We start from the raw sequence: 26,359 nt of genomic DNA on the forward strand, positions 1-26,359 counted from the left end.
TGACACCTCGCTTCTTAAGACATACGTCTTCTTGATCGCAGTCTGGTTTCCTCTTAGTCTACCCTTACTATATCATACTGTAGGTTCTTTAAGGAAATTTTCGGTTACGGCATTGAATTTTATAATCAGTTATTGCTGCGCGGCAATCCACCCTTCAGCCAATTTCAAGGCATCCTCCAGCTTGGAGACGTCCTTGCCTCCAGCCTGAGCCATATCCGGCCGGCCGCCTCCGCCTCCGCCGCAAACGGCGGCAACTTCTTTAACCAGCTTGCCGGCATGAATGCCGCGCTTCACCTGTTCCTGCGGTACGGCTACAACAAAGTTCACTTTGTCGTCCATCGCTGCCCCAAGCACGATGACTGCATCAGGCACCTTGATTTTCAGTTCGTCCGCCAAGGTTCTTAGCATATCCATACTTCCTGCTTCTACCCGTGCCGCAAGAAGCTTGGTTCCTCCTACTTCGACTATCCGGCTCGTCAGCTCGCCAGCCTCGATGGAGCTCAGCTTGCTCTGCAGCGACTCGTTCTCGCGTCCAAGCTCCTTCAGCTGCAGATAAAGAGCCTCGATCCGTTTCGGCACTTCATTCACATTCGATTTAAGCAGCGCTGCGGATTGCTTGAGGAGCTCTAGCTGGCCATCCATGTACAAGTATGCCCCACGGCCTGTAACCGCCTCGATCCGACGCACTCCCGAACCGATACCGCTCTCGCTGATCAGCTTGAACAGACCGATCTCCGCCGTATTGCTCACATGGCAGCCTCCGCAAAGCTCAAGGCTGTAGTCTCCAACCTGAACGACGCGGACGATATCGCCGTACTTCTCGCCGAACAGAGCCATCGCGCCCATCGCTTTGGCTTCGTCAATCGGCTTGTATTCAATGACGACATCCAGCGCATTCCATATTTGCTCGTTCACCTTGCGCTCGATCTCGGCCAGCTCCTCGGCGGAAATACTGCCGAGATGCGAGAAGTCAAAGCGCAGGCGCTGCGGTTCGACCAAGGAACCGGCCTGGTTAACATGCTCCCCCAGCACCTCTTTAAGCGCTTTGTGAAGCAGATGCGTAGCGGTATGGTTTTTCAGAATCTCGCTGCGGAGCTTCCGATCAACCTGAGCCGTTACAACTGCTCCGACACGCAGCTCGCCCGACTTCACCGTCACTTGATGAACATGCTGTCCACGCGGAGCTTTAAACAATCCCTCTACATCCGCGCTGCCCGATTCGCTCAGTATAATGCCCTTGTCGCTTACCTGGCCGCCGCTCTCGGCATAGAATGGAGTTGTCTCCAAAATAACTTGGCCGCTCTCACCCGCAGACAGCACGTCGACAAATGTGTCATTCGCGATTATTGCTAATATGTTAGTTGACGTTTCTAGCTCATTATATCCAACGAAATCTGTTTTAGTCGTAAAATCAGCCAATACCCCGCCTTGTACCGACATGCTGCCTCCCTTATGGCTTGCAGCCCTGGCACGCTCGCGCTGACCCTCCATTTCGGCCTCAAAACCTTCGCGATCTACAGTCAGGCCTTGCTCTGCCGCAAAATCCTCGGTCAGATCCAGCGGAAAGCCATACGTATCATACAGCTTGAAGGCATCTGCGCCGCCGATAACCGTACGGCCTTCCGCCTTGGCTTGCTCGCTGATTTGGGACAGTATAGCCAGTCCATCGCTCAACGTCTCATGGAACCGCTCTTCCTCCGTGAGAATGACCTTCTCGATGAATTCACGTTTCGTAACGACATCCTCATAGTAGCTGCCCATAATGTCGCCAACCGTCTTAACGAGGTTGTACATGAACGGCTTATCAAGACCCAGCGTCTTCCCGTAACGGACAGCTCGGCGGAGCAGGCGACGGATAACATATCCGCGGCCCTCATTGGACGGAAGCACACCGTCAGCTACAGCAAAAGCAACCGTACGAATATGGTCGGCAATCACTTTCATCGCTATATCGCTATCTTCGCTTGCCCCATATTGAATCCCGGCTATTTTAACCGTGTCATCGATAATCGGCATGAATAAATCCGTGTCGAAATTGGAATTCACGTTTTGCAGGATGGAGGCAAACCGCTCCAGCCCTGCTCCGGTATCGATATTTTTGTTAGGCAGCGGCGTATAGCTGCCATCTTTATTATGATTGAATTGCGAGAAGACGAGGTTCCATACTTCCAGGAAGCGCTCGTTCTCGCCGCCAGGCGTGCAGTCCGGATCGGACAAATCGCCGTAAGCATCACCGCGGTCATAGAAAATTTCCGTACAAGGCCCGCATGGACCCTCGCCGATATCCCAAAAGTTGTCCTCCAGCTTAATAATTCGCTCCGCCGGAATGCCAACCTTCTCATTCCATAGCTTAAAAGCCTCCTCATCCTCCGGATATACCGTAACGGACAAGCGTTCCGGATCAAATCCGATCCACTCTTTTCCCGTCAGAAACTCCCACGCCCAGGTGATCGCTTCTTCTTTAAAATAATCGCCGATCGAGAAGTTGCCCAGCATCTCAAAAAAGGTATGATGGCGCCGCGTCTTGCCGACATTCTCAATGTCATTGGTACGGATACACTTCTGCGAATTCGCCATGCGGGGATTGTCCGGCTTCACCCGGCCGTCGAAATAAGGCTTTAACGGGGCCATTCCAGCATTAATCCATAGCAAAGAAGGGTCGTTATGGGGAACGAGAGATGCGCTCGGTTCGATTTTATGTCCTTTGCTGGCGAAAAACTCCAGCCACTTGGAACGAATTTCACTAGATTTCATAAGAGTTCCTCCTAAATAGATCAATATGCATGTATTTTCTGTGAAAAATAGAAAAAACGCCCCTGAATATCAGGGACGATTAACTCGCGGTACCACCCTGGTTATCGTATTTCAGACCATGAACATGATCATGCTTCCGAAAGAAACGATCGCCTCGAACGGCTCTATAACGGGAACCACCCGGCGAATTTGCTTCGCTCTCTGAAATCAGCTTTCCGTCCGGTCAATGATCGGGTTCTTTCAGCCAACGCGATACAGCGGTGCTAATGCCTGCCCGCAGCTTCACGAAGGAACGCCTTCTCTGGAACAATGAACATGGACGTACTTCATTTCGTCAACGATTTGCATCTATACAGATCGTAAATAAATCAATAATAAGTATATAAGGCGGGATTCCCGCTGTCAATGCGGTTTAAACCGTTTTGCGACGGACGTAATACGTGTAAAAATGCTGAATGATCACTTTTGCCACCGCAAATAAAGGAACTGCCAGAATGAGCCCCGCCACTCCGGCGATTTCCCCGCCAACGAGCAGAGCGAATATAATAAGCATCGGATGCAAATGCAGCGATCTTCCCACGACCTGAGGAGAGATAATGTTGCTCTCAATGAATTGGCATATCGTATTGACCAACACCACCATCAGCACCATGCGCCACGAAATCGTTGTAGCCATGACCAGCGCGGGCGCAGCTCCCAAAAAGGGGCCAAGGTAAGGGATGATATTGCAAACTGCAACTACTCCCGCAAAGAGCAGTGCAAAAGGCATGCCGATGATCATATAGCCAAAATAGGCGAGCACGCCAATGATGACGCATACGAGCAGCTGTCCTCGTACATAGTTGCCAAGCGCATCATCGATATCCTTTAATAAGGCAACGATTGACTTGCGGCGCGTACGCGGTAAATAGTGCAATATCATTCGCTCAAACGCCTCAAAGTCCTTCAGCATATAAAAGATGAGAAAAGGAACGATAAACGCATTAAAGACGACCCCGATTGTCGTTCCGATATTGTCCAGGAAATTGGAAATCCCATCAGCCAGCCGATGCTCGAATTGAAAAAACCAGTTGTTCATCCCCATCCGAATGCTGCCTGGAAGAAGACTGCTGTCCCAACGATTGATCATCTGCTGGGTATGTAAAGTCAGCTCAGGCAAGTGCTCGCCCAGTTCCTCAAGCTGCTCTATGAACATCGGAATCACATTGATCAGAATAACCGAAAGGCTGGTCAAAAACACCGCATAAATCAGCAGAACGGCCATTGTCCTCGGTACTTTGCGGCCGCCCAGCATCCGTACCACGGGATTGAGGATATAAGAAATGATCATCGCTATGACAAAAGGGGCAAGCACAGCCTTAAGGAATCCGTAGACCAGGGCTAACATCGGACGAAGCAGCCAAATAAAATAAAGAATGACGAGTGCTAGCAGCAGCCACATTCCATTGCGGAACATTTTACTTTTATAGATCGGTTCCACGCGCGATCCCTCCTTGGCGGTGGACTGGCTATAGGTCAGTATATGCCTGCCGCGCAAAAATTAATCGTACATGTTAGCAAGAGCATCGTCATAAAATATGAAAAGCAGCTTCTTTATCGAGAATTCAAAAAAACAAACCCCTCTCCGCTATGAAGAAGGGTTCACCGGCCACTATAGAATTAGTTCTATATGTAGGCCGACCATATTAAGTTGAAGCTTGCATTTGCGAGAAATCCTGCGACATTTCATCTCCGAAGAACAAATCATCCAAGGAGCTGAGCGTACCGTCTTCCTCCACTTGGTATACGGACATTTTCTCGCCGTTTACCGTCAATTCAATAAAGCATCCCCAGCAATAAAATTGATGGGAACCGATTTTCCCGATATCCTTGGAGCTGCAATTTGGACATTTCATCATTCAATTATCACCTATCCATTGATAGAATTCATGGTCTTCTCCAGTCGTTGCTCACTGTTCGGGGGGACCATGATCGCATTTTCCCCTTTCGTCATCCCTGGTATAAAAGGCAATGTTTTTCGCCCCTCCATCAGGTCGGATATGAATCCGTCACTAATTTCGATACCAGTAATTGTATTTCCCAAATCCTGGTCAAAATAAACATCCGCAACGTATCCAATCATCGTCCCGTCTTCCGTAAGAACGGGAAGTTCCTTCAATTTGCCGTTACCCGAAATGAAGGTAAGCTGTATATTCTCGGCTTCCCATCTGCGGACAGCCTGTTGATTGCGAATCATGACGGCATCCTCGCCGTAAGCGACGATATCTTCCCAGAGCACCACTTTCATATTGGAGGAAAACATGATCTTGCCCTCCAACGCAATGCCCGAGATAGTCCAATCTTCATTCAACATCACATCGAGGACTTTTCCGACCTGCTTGCCGCCCTCGACATCAAAGACGGCCAAGCCTATCATATCTTGCAGTCTCATGAGTTGAGGTCCCTCCTCGCTGGGCTTTATTACAGTTTATTGTGAAAAAGTGAACACATCCTCCTTTCCTGACAGTCTATAAACGAAAGCCCATTATGTTTTTTTACGAAGACGGGTTAGGATGGTTCCAACTTTTTCGGCGGTGTACTCTATTTCTTCACTAGTATTACCCAAACCAAAGCTAAATCGAATCGCGGACCGCAAAAGATTTTGCGGAAGATTCATGGCTTCGAGTACATGGGATGGCTCAAGCGATCCCGAGGTGCAGGCAGAGCCGCTAGCCACCGCTATTCCCTCCATATCGAGATTCATCAGCATGGTCTCCGTCTGCATTTCCGGAAAGCTGATATTCAAGATATGCGGCAAATAATACTCCTCATTTCCATTGACGTGAAAATAACCTCGGCCAACGGCAGACTCAAGACTTTTCAGCAAGGTGGTGCGCAGCATCAAATCATGTTCCCGCCTTTTGGACAAACCGGCTGCAGCAAGCTCTGCGGCTTTGGCAAAGCCGATGATTCCCGCTATATTTTCCGTGCCCGCCCGTCTTTTTTTCTCCTGCAAACCACCGTAGAGCATAGGCTCGATCATTAATTTTTTTCGAATATACAGCGCTCCTACACCCTGAGGACCATTAATCTTATGCGAGGAGAAGCTGATGAGATCGGCAGGGAGCTCATGACAGTGAATGGGAACAGCGCCTAAAGCCTGAACAGCGTCCACGTGAAACACGGTGTCACTGTTATTGCGGCGAACCATTTCGCCAATTTCCACAATTGGCTGCAGGGTGCCAACTTCGTTGTTGCCGTACATGACGCTGACCAGAATCGTGTCCGGGCGCAGCGACTGAGCGATCTGCTCCGGATGAACGCGACCGGTACGATCGACCGGAAGATACGTCACCTCGAAGCCATTCCTCTCCAGCTGGCGACAGGAATGAAGTACGGCGTGATGCTCTATAGCTGTCGTCACGATATGCTTGCCGCGGGATTTTTGAGCTTGTATCGTACCGAATAACGCCAGATTATCGCTCTCTGTGCCGCCTCCGGTAAACACCAGTTCCTCCGGTCTGCAGCCGAGTGACGCCGCCAAACGATCCCGTGCCCCGTTCACCATCCGTTTCGCTTCTCTGCCAAAGGAATGCACGCTCGATGCATTCCCGAATTTTTCGGTCATGACAGAAATCATTGCCTCAGCAACCTCCGGATGCATCGGTGTCGAGGCCGCATGATCCAAATATATTTTTCTAATCAACGAAATCACCTATCTTTGAAAGGTTGTGCAAACAACCTGAATTCATGCGTTATATTGTATTATTCCCCGGAAACATTCCCATCATAACGCCGCGTCAACCCGGTGTCCAGTAAATGTATATCTTATCTTCATATTCTCTTTAATTTCTAAGGCAACATACCGATGATAAGAATATATGACTAAGGAGCGTGAGAATGATGCACGAACTAAAAATGGCAGTTACGCTAGAACAGGAAGTCGTCATAAGATTGGATTCCGGGGATACAATGCGCGGCTTGCCCAAATGGGGAGCAGACCCAAAGAAAGTGCAGCTTCACACTGTTGAAGGAGCATTCTGGTTTCTGCTGGAGGAAATCGTGCACGTCACTCGCATCATTCCTATTGACAAAATAGAAAAGCCCCGCCAGGAAAAAACACAGGCGAAGCGCGATCGTTCTTATCGGATAGAATAATTTCAATCGCATGCTGGCAAATTTAAATTGGTCAAATGCTACGTTATATAAATACAGTCTATTTGCAATTACCTCCATATAATAATAAAAAAAACCTGCCAAAACAGGCAGGTCAAATTTACGGATGATAAGCTAAGCTAATTCATTCCCTTACGGAGTCAATTTTAATATCGTCAGCGTCGTATTCGTCAAGTTGTGAAGCTGAGCAGGTGTTGGGTTGGCGTTAACCAGTTGAATCGTAGTCGGGACGGTGGTGACCGTTATAATGACTTCCGCCGAAGTCGGGCCGCCTCCGTTGCCTGTAAAAGGAACGGGAGTTATGGGATCTCCATTGACGGTTAAGTTGAAATCGGCATTTCCCTGATTATGCACCGTAAAATTGATCAAATAGCTTCCCGTCTCATTGATCGTGACCGTATCGGACGGTGCTATAAACGTAAATGCCCCTCCGACATTAGCAAGGATACCGTTAAATACAATGGCCGAATTACCTGGAACCGTATCCGTTCCTGTACCGGGATCGAATCGGAAAATGCTTAAGAAATCGCTTATCCCGGCTCCTGCTGGTCCGGCTGGGCCTGCGGGGCCAGTTTCTCCTTGCAAACCTCTCTGGCCCTGAGCTCCGGGACTCCCCGGAGGACCCGGTATGCCCTGTGGTCCAGGAATCCCTGGCGGGCCTTGTATTCCTGCTGGCCCCTGAGGGCCCTGGGGTCCTGGGGGGCCACCCGGGCCTTGCAGGCCCTGTGGCCCTGGAGGCCCTGGAGGCCCTTCTGGGCCCTGCGGGGCGTTAATAATAATCTTACGTTTTACCTTAATAACTTTTTTAGGAAACTTTTTAAACTTTTTCACGGAATGAACTCGCTTCTTCTTGATATGTCTAAACATATATTCACCTCCAAGGTTATTCAAGAACAGTTTATTGTGCGAATCAACTAAAGGATTGGACGGCTGTCACGGAACCTCGAAAACGGTTATCGCCTATGAAGCCAAGCGAAAGCATGGAAGCAAAAAAGACTCCTCAAAGGGAGTCTTGCAAAACGAATACAATTTCTATAAAAATCAACCCAGTACCGTTCAGGTATTGGGTTTGTTGTAATACTGGAAGTATAGGAAAAGCGAGTTGAGCCAGTTCGACACTAAGGAAGGATTTACCTGCAATAAAAAATGCCGCCTCACAAGGAAGCGGCCAGTCAAGGGGATTTAAAAATGATGAATAATCCGAATGGCAGGATATTGAACCTGCGACAACTTACTCCCAATGCAAGCCTGCTACCTGGCTACACTACATCCGGTTAATAAAAAGCCGCTGAGTTACCAGCGACTTTCTTGTTATTTAAAATACGTATACATCCATATCGATTGGGAAATCAGATTTATTATCTAGAAATACAATATAGTTGCCAGGTGTTAAGTTAACTGGTTGGTTATAAAAACCGCCATTAGCGAAGGCCCAATGGACTACTTGCCCCGTACTTGTGTTGTGTAAAATGACATACGAACTTATCGGTTTATTTTGGTCTGCTGGATTGGAAGGGCCCTGAAAAATTCGCAGTGTTGCGCTTGTATGTCCTTTAATGAATTGAGCCTCGGCATACTCCTTTGAAGTGTTGGTTTCCGTACACTTGTTTGAATGCCTTTAAAATTCAGAAATTTAATATATATGCATATTATCTTTATTTTGATAGAATAATAAAAATATTACTTTTTTTAATCTGACCACTACATACTTTTTCTCTACAGACACTCCATAGCAAGAAGGGAGGTGAATTTAATGAAAAAAGTAGTGTTGATCTTATTATTAGCGTGCTTCTCTTTCTCTACTAGCGCATTTGCTGCCTATACTGCAACATCACATGATTTGACAGTTAGCCAATCAGCTCAACATAAATTAAGTGTTGGCCTATGGAGCTCTACGAATGAAACCGTTGAGCTATCGCTTTATTCCAAAGGGCCCTCCGGTCAACTTAATAAAGTCTTCTCGACTACCGTGAATATTGGGCCAACCTCTTCAAGTCCTGTCGAGTATTCAGTAGGTTATCTTAGCGCAGGTACTTATGTCCTTAAAGGACAATTCCAAGGATCTTATGGTAGTCTAGGTCCTGTTAGTTTGAATCAAGTCAATTAATAAAATGCATAGAGAGAAAACGGCCAAGCGAATATTTCAATCGCTTGGCCGTTTTAGTTTTTAAGTAAATAGCCATGGACATTCGACTTGAGCCATGTATCGGTCTTCCGTCCCTGGGAATATCCGCTTCGCTGCTTGACAAACCACTGGCTCTCCCTTGATCACCTAGCTATACACCCAGCGCGAAAACCGGGAGAAAAAAGACAAGTCCTCCCCAAATTTCTTGAGAAGGACGAACTTAAAAAATTTATTGAGGTGTCCCGTTTGCTATAACCCCAAATTATTTGGCGTACTTTTTGGGCGTACTTTTTGTTACTCGCTTATACGGGGTTGCGACCCGCTGAAGCTGCTGAACTATAGTAGGGTGACATCGACACGAGAAATCAAACGATCGACGTCAACAACTCGACGCGAGTAGCGTTCTCAGGCACTCCTTCGCTCCAACGAAAAACGAGCAAAGCGAGCGGCTGGTAACCTATGGAATACATTAGCTAAAGCGTTAGACGTCTTGAAAAGTGGGCAAAATACCAAAAGGCTTCAGCAAAAAAATTCAAAGAAGCGGAATTACCAATTAGTCTCACTCCACATAGTCCTTAGACATACTCACGTTCGAATGGGCTATCAACAGTTGATGCGGGTAAAGTGCGGGTAACACTTTTTAAGAATAACCTCAAATCCCTTTGAAGATGCGGGATCTCCTGATCCCTGTTAAATATAGAACATGTAATTCTGATCCGCGCCTTGCTCTTCGAAATTGATCAGATTCTCCAGGGTAGTCGAATCCAGCACCTCAGCAATTCCGTCCCGAATGCGCAGCCATAGATCCCGCTTTGCCGGATCATCCTCTTCCGTGAAGTCTACCGGGGAAATCGGCCCCTCTAATACGCGGATAATATCCCCTGCTGTGATTTCCTCCGCAGCACGTGATAATATGTAACCCCCATAAGCACCGCGTACGCTCTTCACAAGCCCTGCGTTTCGCAGAGGGGCGATTAGTTGCTCTAAATAATGCTCAGATAGCTGGTTTTTCTCTGCGATGCTTTTCAAGGAAGTAGGTCCTTCACCGAACTTTGCAGCGAGTTCCATCATGATTGTCAAGCCATAGCGTCCTTTTGTGGAAATCTTCAAAGAAGCCACCTCTTTCAATTTTCAAGTAATATTTATATAATTGAACTCTGATCAATAAAGATATGACAGGGATCCTCGCCCGTACCTGAAGGGCACGTGAGCGTATAACTCCCTATTCCTATCATTAACCTATGTTTATCGTAACACATCCCGTGTCTTTTGGAAATTAAAACAGCCCGGCTTTGCCTAAATTGTTTACATGGCATTTACAATTTGACGGCATCGCCCAAGCGAGCTGCTTATGATAAAATATCGACAGGGAAACCGCCAAAGGAGTGATATAGATGTCTGGATCAAACAGCGAAACAAGAATTGTCGTCGGCATGTCCGGAGGCGTCGATTCCTCGGTAACGGCGCTGTTGCTCAAGCAGCAAGGATATGATGTTATCGGCATTTTCATGAAAAACTGGGATGATACCGATGAGTTCGGCCGCTGTACGGCGGAAGAGGACGCCGAGGATGTGCGGCGCGTCTGCGAGCAAATCGATATCCCGTACTACACCGTAAATTTCGAGAAAGAATACTATGATAAAGTATTTGCCTATTTTCTCGAAGAATATAAGCGCGGACGCACCCCAAATCCGGATGTGATGTGCAACCGCGAGATTAAGTTCGGCGAATTTCTGAATAAAGCGATGGATTTAGGAGCTGATTATGTTGCCACAGGCCACTATGCACGTGTTGTGCAAGAAGACGGCATGTACAAGCTGCTGCGTGGTGTAGACAGCAATAAGGATCAAACCTATTTCCTAAATGCGTTGAATCAGGAACAGCTATCCAAAGCGATGTTCCCAATTGGTCACCTGCCTAAGCCGGAAGTGCGCCGCATTGCCGAAGAAGCGGGGCTGTATACGGCTAAGAAAAAAGACAGCACAGGGGTCTGCTTCATTGGGGAACGTAATTTCCGCGAGTTCCTAAGCCAATATTTGCCAGCTCAGTCCGGAGATATGGTTGATATTACGACCGGTGAAGTCAAAGGCCGTCACGACGGCTTGATGTACTACACGCTCGGGCAGCGGCAAGGTCTTGGCATCGGAGGATCGGGCAGCGGAGAGCCTTGGTTCGTGGCCGAGAAGGATTTGGAGCACAACATTCTTTATGTGGTACAAGGCGACAAGCATCCTAGTCTGTATTCAACAGGACTGGTCGCTTCGGGCGTAAACTGGATCGCAGGCATGGACAAACTGCCGGACAAGCCTTTCAAATGCACGGCTAAGTTTCGTTACCGCCAGCAAGACCAAGGGGTTACCCTGACCCCTAGGGAAGACGGGACAATATACGTCTCCTTCGACCAACCACAAAAGGCGATTACTCCAGGCCAGGCTGTCGTCTTCTACGATGGCGAAGAATGCTTAGGCGGCGGTACGATCGAAGCCGCGGAGAAGCTGCCTGTGCCTGAATTGGGAACAACCCGCATCTGATGCTTCATGAGTACAAAAATGAAGCCCTCTTCGACTGCCTTATGTAAAGGGGACTGACCCCATAACGTGAGACAAATCAAAACACCTTCAAGAGAATCAAACCATGTTGTAAGATATGGAAGATAACCTTGGAGGTGTTTTTGCGTTGGCAACTAGAGTGAGTTACCCCTTAGAAATAAAGATGAAAGCCATAGAAATGAGGCTTGCAGGAGTTCCGGTAAGAGAGGTTATGGAACAGTTGGGAATACGGAATAAGACACAGCTAAAGACATGGATGAGGTGGTATCGAAAGGGCGAAGTACATCGTCTGGAGCAGCTCTTGGGTAAGCAATACAGCTATGGGAAAGGTCCGGAACATTCTTCGGAGCTCGAAAAAGTAAAAGCAGAGAACCGATTTCTAAAACAGCAATTGGAATTACTAAAAAAGTACAAGGAGTTGGAGAGGAGGTGGAACCAAAGATCGTCATTGCCTGGATCGAGTCCGTTCGAGAAGACGTAACGGTATCTGAGGCTTGTGCGTGGCTTGGGATCGCAAGAGCTACCTACTATCGCTGGAAAGCAGTCGCGAAGGAAGAAAGTATAGATACAACCGTGGAGAAAATTCGAGAGCTTTGTATCCGTCATAAATTCCGGTATGGTTACCGAAAAATTACCGCACTCCTTCGGGCAGAAGAGAACTTGAATCACAAACGAGTTCAGCGGATTATGCAACGTGAAGGGTTACAGTGCCGCGTGAGGACGAAAAAACGAAAGAGCATCGGTCAACCTGCACATCCAGCAGAAAACTTACTCCAGCGGCAATTCCATACAGAGGCACCTTTGCAAAAGCTAGTCACGGACATCACTTATTTACCGTTTGGAGGCAAAATGTTATACCTCTCAAGTATTCTGGATCTGTACAATGGGGAAATTGTAGCTTACAGTATAGCGGACAAGCAAGATACGTCTTTGGTTTTGGATACACTGAATCAACTTCCAAAGCGGGCAAACATGCTGCTTCATAGCGACCAAGGCAGCGTATATACGTCTCAGGCTTATCAGGCTGCGATAAAAGGAAAAGGCATTACCATGAGCATGTCCCGTAAAGGAACGCCTGCTGATAATGCCCCCATTGAATCGTTTCATTCCACGCTAAAGTCTGAAACGTTCTATCTCGAAGGGTTAACCTGTACAACGACTGCAATCGTGGTACAGACCGTTCGAGACTACATCACTTACTATAACTCAATTCGCATTCAAACGAAACTAAATAACCAGTCGCCGATGGATTTCCGACGACTGGCTGCTTAAACTTGCAAGGTGTTTTGATCCCTGTCTCACAAACAGGGGGCAGTCCGAAGGTAGATGAAGAGGGCTTTTCTTCTGCAAATTGCTCCAACTGCTGATTTGCTCCAGAAACTAAAATTGGGATTATATTTTCACCCTACTCCATGTCCTTCGCACGGCGAATTTGCTGATTATGGCGGATTTTGCTCTCATTCCCCTGCTCCGTCGCCTCGTAGAACTTCCGCTTCGCCAAATTCGGCGGCAAATAATCCTGCTTCACATAATGCCCCGGGAAATCATGCGGATATTTATAGCCGACATGTCCAAGCTTTTCGGCTCCCTTGTAATGGGTATCCCGCAAATGCAAAGGCACCTCTGCCGATCTCACATCCTCGATGGCGGTCATCGCCTTGGAGATCGCTGTGGTCACAGCGTTGGATTTCGGGCTCTCTACCGCAAATAAAATCGCCTGGGCAATGTTCAGCTTCGCCTCCGGCCAGCCGTTGTGCCGGTAGGCATCTAATGCGCTCACAGCCTGAACCATCGCCTGAGGATTGGCCAGGCCGATATCCTCGCTGCTCGCGGCAATCAGCCGCCGGATAAACGTCATTGGATCCATTCCCAGCTTCTCAACAGCGTAGAGAAACCAGAACAATGCCGCATCGCTAGAGCCTCGAATGCTTTTATGAAAAGCGGACAGCACGTCGTACTGCGTCGATTCGTCCGCTTTGACAAGCGGGCGCCGGATCGATTCCTCCGCCACTTCCAGGGTAATGTGAACACCGCCATCACCCCGGGGCGGAGTAGTCATCGCCGCCAGCTCCAGCGCGTTCAGCGCACGGCGAATATCCCCGTTCGCCATCGCCGCGATATGGAGCAGCGCCTCTTCGTCCACCTCCAGATGCATAAAGCCCAGCCCTTTCTCCTTATCCGTCAAAGCACGCTTCATCGCAATAAGCGAATGCTCTTTCGTCAAGGGCTGCAGCTGGAACAAGGTCGAGCGGCTCATCAAAGCCCCGTTCACATAATGGAACGGGTTCTCCGTCGTCGCTCCGATAAATGTAATCGTGCCCTTCTCTACCGCCGGCAGCAGGGCATCCTGCCGCGAGCTGTTGAATCTGTGCACCTCGTCCAGGAACAGAATTGTTTTGGTTCCATAAAAAGACTTATCATTATGCGCCTTCTCGATCACTTCCCGCACATCCTTTACGGAAGCATCTACGGCATTCAGTCTTACAAACTCTCCTTGCGTATGATTTGAAATAATATGAGCAAGCGTTGTCTTCCCGCAGCCGGGCGGTCCATACAGCAGAATCGAAGAGACCTGATCCGCCTCAATCGCCCTGCGCAGCAGTTTGCCGGGGCCGACAATATCTTCCTGCCCGATATATTCATCCAGCGTCGTCGGCCTCATCCGATCGGCAAGCAGCCTGCCGGCAGGGCTTGAGCTTTGCTGGTAAGAGAACAAATCCATGAAGTTCACTTCCTTATGACTCATAATGACTCGATATTCGATAGTAGCTCATCTATGATATTACTCTAAGAACCTAATGTCCATTTTACCATATTAGGGTACAAAACATTTATAATCATTCTTTCGCTTTCTTCCATTCACGTAATATGAGTTAATATAGATGTCGGGCCGACGAATCACTGGAAAGGGGGCTGATAAGTGTGATTTCAGTGAGTGAGGTGGTTTCCGCGTAAGCGGAAACCTCAAGCAAGGGGGCTGTATAGCCCCCTTATTTTCGTTGCTATGAAAATATGTTAAGATATAGCCAGCTTCATTAAAAAAACAATTTGCGAAAGGGGGATTACGATCATGCTAACTTATTTCGTTCTTGAACTAGATCGAGCACATCGAAACAAGGAGGAACATGACCGTGAGCTACAAAAATGGGAAGGATGTGCTTCCCCCCCGATTGCTGAAGGAATTGCAGCGCCATATTCAAGGTGAGCTTCTCTATATCCCTAAACCGGAGCAAAACCGTGCTTCCTGGGGAGAGTTAAGCGGTTCCCGCACATCGATTGCCAATCGGAATCAGGAAATATTTCGTAAGTATTGTTCAGGCCTATCGGTTAGAGATTTAGCCGAGATGTACTATCTCTCAGACGAGAGCATTCGCAAAATACTGACCAAAATGCGAACTGCCCAGAAGGAAACATTACCCTCATGCTAACCAATAAATCTCCATATAACGAAACGGGAGCTGCCCCATTAGGATTTTCTAATGAGCAGCTCCTTATGTTGTTCCCTACGAGACTAGGATTGATTAATCTCCTTTATGACTTCCAACGGGACTTTTAACTTTCGCGACTCCGTCAGGAGCCCATTCATCTCTTGCTGTACATCCGCAATCTGTGTATAGCAGTAGCCGACGATATAATCCGTATTCTTAACAGCGTGGTGTATCGCTTTTAGTCTTGCCACGAATGAATCTTCCGAGGACTCCTGATTGCCGTATCCCCAACCCGCCTCATTTTTAAAGGCAATGCCACCGAATTCGCTGACAATGATCGGCTGCCCGCTATAAGCATAACCATCTGCAAAAGCATATTTCCTATTGTTAAAGGCGATTTCGTTTCCTGTAATTTTCTCTTTATCCTTGTAACGCTGCAGGAACTCTTCTCCTGATTCTACGTAATCATGGAGCGTTATGAGATCCGACACCGTATGCTCCCAGCCGTCATTGGATATGACAAGCCGGTAAGGATCATAAGCTTTGGTGAGATGATAGATGGCCTCCGTAAAACGCTGCTGCTTCTTGTCCTTGGCAATTTGCATGATTCCCCAGGATTCATTAAATGGAACCCATACAACAATGCATGGATGATTGTAATACTGCCGTACCACTTCCATCCATTCGTTGGTAAACCTCTGAATCGCATTGTCGTTAAACTCAAATGTAGCTGCCATCTCCGACCATACGAGCAAACCCTTCACATCGCACCAGTAGAGAAAACGGGCATCCTCTACTTTCATATGCTTTCGTACGCCGTTGTAACCCATCTCTAGAATCGCATCGATATCTTGAATGATGGCTTCCTCCGAAGGCGGAGTAAGATGGCTCTCCGGCCAATAGCCTTGATCCAGAACAAGCCGCTGGTAGATCGGTTCGTTGTTAAGCAATACCTGTCCGTCTTTGGTGGAAATCTTCCGCATGCCAAAATAGGAATAGACATGATCAAGCTTCTCATCGCCACGATACAAAATAAATTCGATGTCATACAAATTCGGATTGTCCGGCGTCCAATAGCTCATCTTCCAGGGGCCGTTCACTTCGTGAACCAGGTCAACCTCCAACTGGAGCCAGGCTCGATCCATCGCCAAGCCGACCTTTTTAACCTGCTCCCCCTGCAAACTAACGATCGTTTCCAGCCAAATATCTCCGGCCGGCCAATCGCCGCTCATTTGATATTCAAACCTCACCTTCCATGCGTCGACGTCTGGGGTTATTTTCACATTTTCGATATAAGCAGGCGCCACGTATTCCAGCCATACCGACTGCCAGATCCCCGTCGTCTGCACGTAAAAGCACTCGAAGCTATTCTGTTCCCAACGCTGCTTCCCTCGCGGCTGGGCAGCATCCATGCTATCTTCCACCTTAACCGTCAAGCTATTGGCTTCTCCGCAAGTGATATAGGAGGTAATATCGAAGGAAAACGCGGAATAGCCTCCCTGATGCCGTCCAACATACTCCCCATTCACCCAAACCTTGGCGATATAATCAACGGCTTGGAAGTTCAGTATGACTCGCCTGCCGGCTTTCTCGGCCGGAATATCCAGCGTCCTATGATACCATACGTTAGAATGATGCTCTTCTTCGCCAATACCGCTGGCTTTCGTTTCATAAGTGAAAGGAACAACAATTTGGCGATTACCGCCGAACTTCTTTGGCCATCCCAAGCGCTCACCCATGTTTTCATCATCGAATCCGAAGCTCCACTCGCCATTCAAATTAACCCAGTCGGTTCTTACGAATTGCGGTCTTGGATAATCCTTGATATACATCTGTGTTCCCATTGTCTCTCATCTACTCCTTCATCCTGGTTCTATCTCATGCTATGTCGTCTTAAGCAGCTGATTAAAGCGTCTAATCTACCCTTTAACTCCTGTCATCGATACACCCTGGACGATATGTTTTTGGAGAAAAATATAAACAATCATCGTAGGAATAGCAGCGATCGCACTGGCTGCCATAATCGTGTTCACATGCAGCACATTATTTGAAAGGAAGGTCGGCAATCCTGTAGAAAGCACCATGTTTTCTTCCGAATTAATCGCGATATACGGCCAGATGAAATTATTCCAGGACATAATAAAATAGAAAATACCAATTGCAATCATGGCTGAACGCGTTAGAGGCAAATAAATTGACCACCACAGGCGGAAATCCCGCCCCCCATCGATTTGCGCTGCTTCCATATAGTCCTTCGGCAGCCCATCCATAAATTGCTTAATCAAGATCAGTCCAAGCGGATTCGTCAGGCTGGGCAAAATAATGCCCCACATATTATCAAGCAAATCAATGCTTAAGACCGTCTCGTATAAAGGAATCAGCATGGCTTCCGTCGGAATCAGCAGCCCGGACACGCATAAGATAAATAAAAACCCCTTGGATCTAAATGTTTTGCGTGAAAAAGCAAATGCCCCCAACGAGCTAATGATCACGGTAATAAGCGTAGTTACGGCTCCGATCACGAAGCTATTCCAGGTCCATCTCAAAATTTGCGATTCGGTTAATACTTTGGCATAGTTTCTAATGGTTAAGTCCGAGAAGTCCGCCCACTCTGCAATCGTAATCGCGGATACGCCTTCAGGCTTCAAGGAAACGACAAACATCCAAACTAGAGGAATCACAAATATGACTGCCAGTATGACGGTTAAACTATAAATTGCTGCTCGCGCCACCTCTATTCACTCTCCATCTACGACTCTTTTCTGTTAACAACAATGTATTGAACCGCGGCAATCAACAGCATAAAAATACAAAACAACGTAGATTGTGCGGCTGCAAGCCCGAACATATCCTTCTTGAATCCCGTGACATAGATATAACGGATGATCGTATTCGTCGTATCCCCGGGTCCGCCATTGGTCATAATCTGTACCTGCCCGAACAGCTTCAAGCCCGCGATGATTTGAAAAAATATTTGTACCTTCATCACAGAAGATAGGCCCGGAAGCGTAATGAACCGGAATTTATGAAACGAAGACGCGCCGTCAATATCAGCGGCCTCATAGAGCTCCTGTGATATTTCCTGCAGCCCTGCCAAGAACAATACCATGACAAAGCCGACCGTCCACCACACGGTAGCAATGACAATGGACCACCATGCTGCCTTAGGATTTGTAAGCCAGTGAACTGAGGATAATCCGAGAGCCTCCAGGATGACATTCACGAGTCCATGCTTGGAATCGAACATTCTGAGCCAGATAAAGCTAATCACGGAAACGGAAAGTACATAAGGCAGGAAGTAAATTGATCTAAACATCGTCTGAAACGGAATCTTGCGGTGAATTAACAGAGCCAGCAACAGACCGAGCGAAATAATGATCGGAACGACTAAAATAACAAAATACAAGCTGTTCCATAAATATTTATAAAAATCGCTGTTTGTCAATATTTTTGTATAATTATCGAAGCCCACATACTTCTCCATCCCCAAAATCGTCCAGGAATGAAGGCTAATATAAGCGCCTCTAAGCAATGGCCAAATATAGAAAACAAGAAGCGGAATTAAAAATGGGGCTAGAAATGCAATGGCTGAAAACTCATTTTTCAATTGCCTTTTCCACCCGCTTGCTGCTTGCTGAGCTTTCACGGTCATCCTCCTCCAACGCGATGCGGAACTGCGAAACCAAGCCCGCTTTCAAGGTTTAAGGAATGAAACCGCATCATCAGATACGGTTTCATTTCACCCACCTTACTCTTAATTTTGAAGAATTTCGTTAATATCCTTCTCCATGCCCTTTACCCCTTCTTCCGGCGTCATGGTTTTAAAAATAACAGCCTGAAGCACATCCTTCACCACCGTATCGATCGCATTGTACCGATTCGTCTTAGGTGCATGCTTGACCGTCTTTTGCGAGGCGACAAACTCTTCCCGATACGGAAGGTTCATGTATTCGTCACTGGCAGTTACCGCCTTCGCTGCTGGAACATGACCCGCTTGCGCCCAAATTTTCCCGCCCTCAAGCGTGAAGTACTTCATGAATTTCATTGCAGCAACCTGCTTCTCTTCCGTCACATATTCAGGAATAACGAGAGTATGGGAGGCTGCCCAATGCGTCTCGCTGCCAAAGATCGGAGGAATCGAGGTGATGCCGACATTCAGGCCTTCTTCGCCGAGATGCCAGCCCGCTTCCCACACGCCGCCAAACCAGGTCGCGGATTTGCCGCTATGGAATGTATCCCAAGGCGTCTTGTCGTTAATATCGCTAAGACCTTGATCATAGAGATCCAAATAAAATTTCAGCACATCTATTGCTTGCTCATTGTTAATGTCGGCTTGACTCAGATCATCCGTCAAAATACTGCCGCCAGCCTGATAATATAAATTGTAGAAGGGCTCATGAAAATACGGCGTATTCACACTAAACGGCGTTACTCCTGGTACTTTGCTCTTGATCTCTGTCAAAAACTGCTTGAAGCCTTCAGGAGAAATCTCGCCAAACTTCGGTGTGCCATCCTCGTTTAGCAGCCCTGCCTCCCCAAGCAAATCTTTATTGTAGTAGAACATGTGGAAATGAGTATCGATGGGAACGGCATAGGAAATTCCGTCATAGCTGACGCTTTCCACGTTGCTATCCGTAATTTCGCTGAAATCAAAGTCGGCTTTCTCCGTCAGCTCATTCAGCCCACTTAATTGCCCTGCCTTGACAAAAGGCGCAAGCCGGTCAGCATGAGCTACCGCTACATCCGGACCTTTGCCAGAGGCCAGTGCTGTACCGAACTTGGCATAATACTCGCCCGATTCCAGCCGCAGCGTTTTGACCTTAACCTCTTGCTGGGATCCGTTAAAACCGTCTACGATCTGATCGACAAAATCGCCTTCCCCGCCCCCAAATAGATTCCAAAACGTAATTTCGACCGGCCCGCTGGCCTCACTGCTGCCTGCGCCGCTATTCGTCTCCGCCGCCTTTCCCGAGTTGGCCGGACTGTTTCCTTGGCTGGAGCAGCCTGCTGCAATCAGTATGATCGCAAGCATCATGAATAACATTGTCGTGAACCTGTTCTTTCTAGCCATGGCGTATCCCCTTTTCTTGTATAGGTTTAGAACAGCTTCTTCCAACTCGCCTGTAATGCAAGCGTATTCATTCTGTTCTTGAATTTCATATTAGAATAAAGCGGCAGTCATTCAAACGGAATAAACCACGCTATCTATCGTAAAAAATAAGGTTTTTACTGCTTGATTCTTCATATCTGGTCTTTACGGTGCAATATTTCTCTCTATCCGTGTAAAATTTACAGATGACTTACATGGACTTCATCCCATCCCTGTATTCGCTTGGTGTTGCGCCTGTCATTTTTTTAAACAGTTTGGAGAAATACTTCGAGTCGGAAACGCCGATCAACGTGCCGATCTCACTGCTCCTAAGATCTGTATTGCGAAGCAAGGCTTTGGCACGATCAAGCCGAACTTTGGTAATATAGTCGATGACCCCTTCGCCCATTTCTCGCTTAAACAAATTAGAGAAGTAATTTTTACTAAGATGAACATACTGACTCAGCACTTGGAGCGACAGATCTTGATCATAGTTCTGCTCGATGTACTGAATGGCCTTCGCAACGCTTCCTTGATCACTTGAATAGACGGCCCGCATCTTTCGGATCAATTCCTCATAGATCTGTACGAACCACGATATAATCTCCTCCAGCGTTTCAAGCTGTTTAATCTGGTCAAATAATTCCTTCTTCCGTTCATACAGCCATTCTTGATCATGGGACAATTCCAAATACATATTGGTCAAATTCAGCAGCAGTTCAATGGATATTAAATGCACGCCTTCATAGTCGAGCCTTGCCTTTGCATGATCGAAGGTATCGACAAGGTATTGCTGCATCGCTTCACTATCCAAGGAATACAAATAATCATTCAGCTTCTTGTTCATCATCGGAACCGGATTCTCCGCATGTTCAGTTTCGTATACGAATTCTTGGCCAATCACTATGCCGCATCCGAGAAACAGCTTGAGCCGATAGCGATGCTCTGCCTGTAGATAAGCATTACGAAGCTCAAGCAAGGAATGAAACAGACTGCTTACCCCAAGCGTAATCGATAGCCCTAATTTGTCAGAGAAACGGGAAATGAGCCGTTGCGCCAATTCCTCTGCCGCTTCGCCGGAAATCCCTTTTAGCAGTACACTCCACACCCCCGTAGTTCCGGAGATAATTTCGTTGTCCTCTGAATCCAGGGAGCATGCTTTCCGAATCACTTCAATCCCCTTGGTATGGAGCATTATGATTTCATCTTCCGTGTGATGACTTCTCAGCTTTTCCAAATCATCGATCCCAATATAGAGTAAGATCAAAGGAGTCCTAACGGGAGACAGGCCCGCTGCTTGCAGTTTCTGCTCGGTTACGTTGGCCTCCGAAATCGTGCCGTGTGCCAGCCCCATTAACAATGCTTCTTTGGTAACGCTATCCTGATTCGATTCGTGCGCTTGCCGACCCGCGGAGTGACCAGCGGCATATTGAGCCTCGTCCAGAACGGTCTTCAGATTCATCATCACCTGCTCCAAATCCTTGGGCATAATATCTGACTTGATCAAATAATCCGTAATTCCGAGACGTATTGCCTTCTGGGCATACTCAAAATCGTCAAGACAAGTCAGCAAAATCAGCTTAACCTGCCGATCCAATGCCCTGACCTGTCTGACAAACTCGATCCCATCCATCACAGGCATTTTGATATCGGTAATGACGACATCGGGCTCCAGCTCTTCGAAAGCAAGAAGGCCCTCCATGCCGTTGCTTGCTTCGCCAACCACATCAAACCCCATACTTTCCCAATCTATCATCGCTTTAATTCCATAGCGGACGAAATGCTCATCGTCAACGATCAGTACTTTGTACATAGTGTCCCCCTGACTACTCTAGTATTGGCAGCGTAATAACCACAACGGTTCCCTTTCCAGGCTTGCTGTTTATAGCAAGGCCGTACTCTTCCCCGCAAATCAGCTTGATTCTTTCCTCTACATTAGAGATGCCCACCCCTAGGAAAAAAGCTCCTTTCGGCAAATCATCCGGTACCAGGCTACCGAAATGAACCTCATCCTCAAAACCGAGGCCATTGTCTATAATTTCGAATAATAGACGATTCCCCTCCTGCCTGCAGCGAATCGTAATTACAGCTCCCTGCGGCTGATCCGCAAATCCATGCAGCACCGCATTTTCTACAATCGGCTGCAAAATAACCTTAGGCGTTCTATACATCTTCACCTTGTCTTCGATTTCATAATTTACTTCAATCGGAGTAGCGGTGCGCAAGTTTTGAATTCCCATATAACATTCCACATGCTCTAGTTCCTCTTGAACAAGGACCGTATCGCTTCCTTTTCCGATACTGATATGCAGCAAGCGGGATAATAACCGGGCCATCTCCGCCGTATTATTCGCTTTCTGGAACAGCGCCGTCCATTTGATCGCGTCCAGTGTATTATAGAGAAAATGCGGATTGATTTGCGCCTCCAGGGCTTTTACCTCGGCGATTCTTTTATTATTCTGCTCCACATACACCGCTTCCACCAATTCTTCAATTCTCCCCACCATATCATTAAAATGGTTCTCTAGACTGCCGATTTCATCCATTCTGTTCTTATTGATGCGAATTCGTATCGCTAGATTGCCAAGATGAACCTGCTTCATCGCCTTCACCATCTCTTTTAAGGGCTTGGAGACAGACGATGCCATGGCATAGGCCGTAATGATCGAGAACAATACGCACAATATCATGATCATAGCGATTACTTTTATCACTTGATTCGAGTCCTTGTATAAGCTGGACCGTTCTATAATATGTACAACCTTCCAATCGTTGCTCTTTAACTGCAGGTAGTTCACCATAACCTCCTTCCCTTTATACTTGGCCACGAAGCTGCCTTCCTTCACCCCGTCCTGAATAGCCGCCCCCGCATCATGTTGAAAATAGAGGTTTATCGGCGTCATCAGCATGGATTTGTCCGCATGCGATAAGATGATTCCATTCTGATCGATCACGAAGCTTTCTGTATATAGCTCCCCGTCTGTATTTTTATTCAAAATATCGCTAAGCATCTCTTCCCGAATATCGAGCACAACTACCATGCCCATTTGCCGGCCATCATGAATGTTGAATACCTGCTTGGCCAGAGAGAAGACCAGCTCTTCATGGTTGTCCGCCGTATCCGAATACTGACCTAGTCTTGTGGGAAACCAGACATAAGAATTCCGCTCGGACATCGTCCGCTCATAGAAATCGGCCCGATGTGCTTCAAGATCCTCCCAGCGAAAAATTCCCTTAATATATTGAGCATCCGTAATAAACGAAATAGATTTGAACTCCGGAGAAACCGCCGTGAAGTAAGCCAGCTTGGTAGTGAGAGTGAGATGTTCCACAATGCTCTCATCACGCTGCTGCAGCTTATGCAGCAAAGACATAATTTCCGTGTTCGTGATGACCTGCATCAGCATATCTTTGTACCCGGAGAAGCGGATATCGATATTTTCACCCGTCTGTCTAATCAACTGCTTCGAGGAGTCTGCCACCTTCTTGTCAATGGCGTCTTTTGTAATTGAATACGAAACCAGCCCCAAAATAAACAAAGGGATTAGTGTAATCGTCATGAGCAGCAATATCCATTTGTATTTAATGCTCTTTCGCAAATGCCGCCAGCCTTTGCTTAATCTCATCGTCATCATCTCCACCTGCTTCGATACGAACAAAGAAAGACCCAGCCGCATGGCAGGATCCTTCTTCCATTATTTCAGAACTATAATTAAGGATAGACCGTGAAGTTATCAAACGACGTACTCTGATGAGCCGTCCTTAAACCCGCCTTTCCATGGGTAAATGCCGTTTCCGAGTTATCGTTATAATCAATTTTCGGAACGTTCATATCGCCTACGTACACCTTAATATTCGTTCCCTGAACGACTACCTTCATTTTATGCCATGTGCCTGTGGACAGAGCCAGATTCACACCCGTTAAAGGGCTCCAGTTGTAATTTTGTTTACCGAGATACACTCCATCCGTCTTGATATAAGCATAATATCCTTGTAAGAAATCGGCATTGCCTTGTCCAAGCTCCAGACCATTTGCCGGATTGGTTCCGCGGACAATGATCCCCGAGTCTCCTCCGCCCTCATTCATGCGAATATCCGCTTCCACGGTGTAGTCCGCCCAATGATCATCGCCAATCGTTGATTTGGCAAATGTGCCGCCTGCGGAGTGATACAGCCCGTCGCTTACAGACCAGCTTCCTTCCCATTGCTTCCAGTCGCCGCTCTTGCCGCCATCAAAGTTATCGCTAAAATGAGGTACGCTTGCATGATGCTGGAATTCCATACTGGCAAAGTCGGCCTCACCGGTCACAAATTCAACGCGTAATTCTCTTAAGCCTTGCGTGAGAGGTATGCCCTTAGCCGTTATCGAGCGCCATTCATCCCAGCCGCCAGTATTAGGGATTTGCACAATACCGGTCAAATCCGTCGTTCCGTCCCACAGTCTGATTTGTACGCCATTCATTGTGGTTGCCATTCGAAACGTAACGTCATAAGCTCCCGTTGAAGCCACATTCACCTTGTACTTCAACCATTCCCCAGACTGGTTCCAGCCTACGTTATAGCCGCCCTCCGGATTAACGCGGATATCTACCGCCTCATTTCCATATTCGCCGCCCAGATTATTTGCAGTTGTATCATGATAAGCGATTCCTTCACCACCGCTCATATAATGAACAGCTTCTACTTTGCCGGGGACGGGCTTGTACGCATCCCAAGCGTTACTGCCGTCCACTTTGTTGCTGAATGCGACATAAGCAAAATCAGCATGCGTGTCTTCGGTTAAATAGCCGACCTGACCACCGCTAAGCTTCGCGTTTTGTACGATCTTCAGCATTTGATCCACATAGATTCGGAATTCGTTCCCTGACTTCTCGACCCGAATGCTATGCCACTTGCTATAATCAAACCCGGAAGGCAGTGAAGCATAAACCCATTCTTGAGGCACACCGTTTACTACAAAATTGACTTCCAGGCGGTTGTTCAATTCGCTCAGCATCGCCACGCCGTAATTATCTTCATTTTCATAAGAAAATGTAGCGCCGTAACGCGGGAAGGCGCTTGTGCCTCGATTCATTTGCTTCATATGGAACTCTGCCGTATAATTCGCATCCGTCTCCGCGTTCGTAATTTGTTTATGCGCCGCCGTAGACCCCAGGCTATCCTGCCACATTAACTCCTGGTTATAGATGCCCCAATTCCCGCCGTTTACATTGTACCAGTTCGAGCCGATGGCCGTTCTGTTAAAGCGGTCATAAAAATCCGGCATATCCGGGTCGGGCTGTGACGTTGTCGTAGGGCCCAAGACGAGCATTTTGTCCCCGTTCCATACGACACGATCCATATTAATGCTTCGAATTGGCCAGCCTTCAGGCGTGTAGCCCTTCCAATTATGATAGAACATATAAAGCGAATCCAGATCCGGGCCGGTAACTAACCCATTATGGCCCAATCCAATCGTTTCCCCTTCGGTCGAGAGGACGACGGGATTCTGTTTGCTGGCAGGCACAAATCCCGTTAAAGGATTGCTGCTAACCGCATAATCAATCCGGTAAGCCGGACTATGGACATGATTTCCGGTATATGTCATGTAATATTTTCCGTTCCGCTTAATGACGGTAGCCCCTTCTGTCCAGCCTCCGCTAATTGAGGCGCCGGTATTATGTCCGGCTCCAAAAGTATAAGGATCACTCATAGGATGAGCGACCATCTGGCCATGTGCGGCGCGGTAGAAGTACCACTGTCCATCGTCATCAATAAACACATGCCCATCAATACTCAATCCTTTATTCGGGGTTTGAACGGTGAAAGGCCCCGTTGGGCTTTCGCTGCGAAGTACGTAATGACCGTTTCCGCCTGGAGAGGTATACATATAGAAGTAGCCATTCCAATAAATAACCTCCGGTGCGTAAGCTCCTTTCGTAACCGGGTCTGTTGCCACAAGTCCGGCATATGTCCAATTGACTAAGTCCGGCGAGCTCCAGGCTTTAATGCCTGTCTCGGAGTCCTTCGTGCTGACGTACAAATAATAATCGCCTTTGAATTTCAAAATATAAGGATCACCGGAACCATAAGTTGCCCATTCATTGCTGAGTGTGTTTGGGTTCTGATAGGCTTGCGCCAACGAAGACGGCAAAGTCATGCATCCTACCATTAGAACAAGCAAAATCTTTAAATATCTTCTCATGCGTCCTTTCCTCCCACAGGCGAATGTAATCGCTTTCTATTTTACCGCCATCTTATCATCACTCCTTGAAGTTTT

Annotated in this window: 20 protein-coding genes and 1 tRNA gene; 5 read left to right on the forward strand and 16 right to left on the reverse strand. The window is 47.4% G+C overall.

The genetic code is table 11. The features are described from left to right. Positions 1-129 precede the first annotated feature (129 nt). The 5 genes from alaS to ACE3MQ_RS15940 all read right to left on the reverse strand — a co-directional run bounded on the left by alaS (position 130) and on the right by ACE3MQ_RS15940 (position 6,436). Complete coding sequence (alaS, locus tag ACE3MQ_RS15920) at positions 130-2,754, reverse strand: alanine--tRNA ligase (RefSeq protein WP_379394351.1); 2,625 nt, start codon at positions 2,752-2,754, stop codon at positions 130-132. A 412-nt stretch (positions 2,755-3,166) separates the two neighbouring features. Then, entirely contained in the window at positions 3,167-4,234 is a 1,068-nt protein-coding gene (locus ACE3MQ_RS15925; RefSeq protein WP_379394353.1) for an AI-2E family transporter, read from the reverse strand. A 205-nt stretch (positions 4,235-4,439) separates the two neighbouring features. Further along, positions 4,440-4,649 carry a hypothetical protein gene (locus ACE3MQ_RS15930; RefSeq protein WP_379394591.1) on the reverse strand — a complete coding sequence of 70 codons (210 nt, stop codon included), beginning with the start codon at positions 4,647-4,649 and terminating at the stop codon, positions 4,440-4,442. 14 nt (positions 4,650-4,663) lie between these two features. Continuing rightward, on the reverse strand, positions 4,664-5,185 hold the full coding sequence (locus ACE3MQ_RS15935; RefSeq protein WP_379394355.1) for a PRC-barrel domain-containing protein: 522 nt from the start codon (positions 5,183-5,185) through the stop codon (positions 4,664-4,666). Positions 5,186-5,278: 93 nt separating this feature from the next. Continuing rightward, complete coding sequence (locus ACE3MQ_RS15940; RefSeq protein ID WP_379394593.1) at positions 5,279-6,436, reverse strand: cysteine desulfurase family protein; 1,158 nt, start codon at positions 6,434-6,436, stop codon at positions 5,279-5,281. Positions 6,437-6,633: 197 nt separating this feature from the next. Between ACE3MQ_RS15940 and ACE3MQ_RS15945 the strand changes: the two genes are divergently transcribed. Continuing rightward, on the forward strand, positions 6,634-6,891 hold the full coding sequence (locus ACE3MQ_RS15945; RefSeq protein ID WP_379394357.1) for a hypothetical protein: 258 nt from the start codon (positions 6,634-6,636) through the stop codon (positions 6,889-6,891). 150 nt (positions 6,892-7,041) lie between these two features. On the opposite strand, the gene ACE3MQ_RS15950 is transcribed toward ACE3MQ_RS15945, so the two are convergent. Beyond that, positions 7,042-7,776, reverse strand: coding sequence for a collagen-like protein (locus ACE3MQ_RS15950; RefSeq protein WP_379394359.1), 735 nt, complete (start codon positions 7,774-7,776; stop codon positions 7,042-7,044). 332 nt (positions 7,777-8,108) lie between these two features. Continuing rightward, positions 8,109-8,183, reverse strand: a tRNA-Pro gene (locus tag ACE3MQ_RS15955). A gap of 479 nt (positions 8,184-8,662) precedes the next feature. On the opposite strand from ACE3MQ_RS15955, the gene ACE3MQ_RS15960 reads away from it, so the two are divergent. Further along, on the forward strand, positions 8,663-9,016 hold the full coding sequence (locus ACE3MQ_RS15960) for a hypothetical protein (RefSeq protein WP_379394361.1): 354 nt from the start codon (positions 8,663-8,665) through the stop codon (positions 9,014-9,016). Positions 9,017-9,724: 708 nt separating this feature from the next. On the opposite strand, the gene cymR is transcribed toward ACE3MQ_RS15960, so the two are convergent. Then, on the reverse strand, positions 9,725-10,144 hold the full coding sequence (gene cymR / locus ACE3MQ_RS15965) for a cysteine metabolism transcriptional regulator CymR (protein WP_379394363.1): 420 nt from the start codon (positions 10,142-10,144) through the stop codon (positions 9,725-9,727). 284 nt (positions 10,145-10,428) lie between these two features. Between cymR and mnmA the strand changes: the two genes are divergently transcribed. Then, positions 10,429-11,565: a tRNA 2-thiouridine(34) synthase MnmA gene (gene mnmA, locus ACE3MQ_RS15970; RefSeq protein ID WP_379394365.1), complete on the forward strand. Its 1,137-nt coding sequence runs from the start codon at positions 10,429-10,431 to the stop codon at positions 11,563-11,565. A 145-nt stretch (positions 11,566-11,710) separates the two neighbouring features. Next, positions 11,711-12,855 (forward strand): IS3 family transposase gene (locus ACE3MQ_RS15975; RefSeq protein ID WP_379394367.1). Its coding sequence is split into 2 segments (ribosomal slippage): positions 11,711-11,984 and positions 11,984-12,855, totalling 1,146 coding nucleotides; the frame shifts between segments, so codons are not numbered across the junction. Between the two features lie 133 nt (positions 12,856-12,988). On the opposite strand, the gene ACE3MQ_RS15980 is transcribed toward ACE3MQ_RS15975, so the two are convergent. Next, on the reverse strand, positions 12,989-14,305 hold the full coding sequence (locus ACE3MQ_RS15980) for a replication-associated recombination protein A (RefSeq protein ID WP_379394369.1): 1,317 nt from the start codon (positions 14,303-14,305) through the stop codon (positions 12,989-12,991). A 403-nt stretch (positions 14,306-14,708) separates the two neighbouring features. On the opposite strand from ACE3MQ_RS15980, the gene ACE3MQ_RS15985 reads away from it, so the two are divergent. Further along, on the forward strand, positions 14,709-15,011 hold the full coding sequence (locus tag ACE3MQ_RS15985) for a CD3324 family protein (protein WP_199925584.1): 303 nt from the start codon (positions 14,709-14,711) through the stop codon (positions 15,009-15,011). Positions 15,012-15,094: 83 nt separating this feature from the next. Here ACE3MQ_RS15985 and ACE3MQ_RS15990 read toward each other — a convergent pair whose 3' ends face one another. The 7 genes from ACE3MQ_RS15990 to ACE3MQ_RS16020 form a co-directional block, all read right to left on the reverse strand. Then, on the reverse strand, positions 15,095-16,855 hold the full coding sequence (locus ACE3MQ_RS15990) for a glycoside hydrolase family 2 protein (protein ID WP_379394372.1): 1,761 nt from the start codon (positions 16,853-16,855) through the stop codon (positions 15,095-15,097). Between the two features lie 75 nt (positions 16,856-16,930). After that, entirely contained in the window at positions 16,931-17,743 is an 813-nt protein-coding gene (locus ACE3MQ_RS15995; protein WP_379394374.1) for a carbohydrate ABC transporter permease, read from the reverse strand. A 17-nt stretch (positions 17,744-17,760) separates the two neighbouring features. Beyond that, entirely contained in the window at positions 17,761-18,657 is an 897-nt protein-coding gene (locus ACE3MQ_RS16000; protein ID WP_379394376.1) for a carbohydrate ABC transporter permease, read from the reverse strand. 108 nt (positions 18,658-18,765) lie between these two features. Next, on the reverse strand, positions 18,766-20,082 hold the full coding sequence (locus ACE3MQ_RS16005; protein ID WP_379394378.1) for an ABC transporter substrate-binding protein: 1,317 nt from the start codon (positions 20,080-20,082) through the stop codon (positions 18,766-18,768). 229 nt (positions 20,083-20,311) lie between these two features. Beyond that, positions 20,312-21,913 carry a response regulator gene (locus tag ACE3MQ_RS16010; protein ID WP_379394380.1) on the reverse strand — a complete coding sequence of 534 codons (1,602 nt, stop codon included), beginning with the start codon at positions 21,911-21,913 and terminating at the stop codon, positions 20,312-20,314. A 13-nt stretch (positions 21,914-21,926) separates the two neighbouring features. Continuing rightward, positions 21,927-23,777 (reverse strand): cache domain-containing sensor histidine kinase, encoded by a 1,851-nt coding sequence (locus ACE3MQ_RS16015; RefSeq protein WP_379394382.1) that lies wholly within the window; start codon positions 23,775-23,777, stop codon positions 21,927-21,929. A gap of 35 nt (positions 23,778-23,812) precedes the next feature. Beyond that, positions 23,813-26,284: a family 43 glycosylhydrolase gene (locus tag ACE3MQ_RS16020; RefSeq protein WP_379394384.1), complete on the reverse strand. Its 2,472-nt coding sequence runs from the start codon at positions 26,282-26,284 to the stop codon at positions 23,813-23,815. Between the last annotated feature and the right edge of the window lie 75 nt (positions 26,285-26,359).

Source organism: Paenibacillus lentus (assembly GCF_042714055.1).
Classification (GTDB): Bacteria; Bacillota; Bacilli; order Paenibacillales; family Paenibacillaceae; genus Fontibacillus; species Fontibacillus lentus_A.

Bases quoted from the DNA above. Each gene is read 5' to 3' on its own strand.
- ACE3MQ_RS15980 (WP_379394369.1), bottom strand. From the start codon at position 14,305: ATGGATTTGTTCTCTTACCAGCAAAGCTCAAGCCCTGCCGGCAGGCTG.
- ACE3MQ_RS15985 (WP_199925584.1), top strand. From the start codon at position 14,709: ATGACCGTGAGCTACAAAAATGGGAAGGATGTGCTTCCCCCCCGATTG.
- alaS (WP_379394351.1), bottom strand. From the start codon at position 2,754: ATGAAATCTAGTGAAATTCGTTCCAAGTGGCTGGAGTTTTTCGCCAGC.
- ACE3MQ_RS16005 (WP_379394378.1), bottom strand. From the start codon at position 20,082: ATGGCTAGAAAGAACAGGTTCACGACAATGTTATTCATGATGCTTGCG.
- mnmA (WP_379394365.1), top strand. From the start codon at position 10,429: ATGTCTGGATCAAACAGCGAAACAAGAATTGTCGTCGGCATGTCCGGA.
- ACE3MQ_RS15930 (WP_379394591.1), bottom strand. From the start codon at position 4,649: ATGAAATGTCCAAATTGCAGCTCCAAGGATATCGGGAAAATCGGTTCC.
- ACE3MQ_RS15945 (WP_379394357.1), top strand. From the start codon at position 6,634: ATGATGCACGAACTAAAAATGGCAGTTACGCTAGAACAGGAAGTCGTC.
- ACE3MQ_RS16010 (WP_379394380.1), bottom strand. From the start codon at position 21,913: ATGTACAAAGTACTGATCGTTGACGATGAGCATTTCGTCCGCTATGGA.
- ACE3MQ_RS15990 (WP_379394372.1), bottom strand. From the start codon at position 16,855: ATGGGAACACAGATGTATATCAAGGATTATCCAAGACCGCAATTCGTA.
- ACE3MQ_RS15935 (WP_379394355.1), bottom strand. From the start codon at position 5,185: ATGAGACTGCAAGATATGATAGGCTTGGCCGTCTTTGATGTCGAGGGC.
- ACE3MQ_RS16020 (WP_379394384.1), bottom strand. From the start codon at position 26,284: ATGAGAAGATATTTAAAGATTTTGCTTGTTCTAATGGTAGGATGCATG.
- ACE3MQ_RS16015 (WP_379394382.1), bottom strand. From the start codon at position 23,777: ATGCGGCTGGGTCTTTCTTTGTTCGTATCGAAGCAGGTGGAGATGATG.
- ACE3MQ_RS15960 (WP_379394361.1), top strand. From the start codon at position 8,663: ATGAAAAAAGTAGTGTTGATCTTATTATTAGCGTGCTTCTCTTTCTCT.
- ACE3MQ_RS15950 (WP_379394359.1), bottom strand. From the start codon at position 7,776: ATGTTTAGACATATCAAGAAGAAGCGAGTTCATTCCGTGAAAAAGTTT.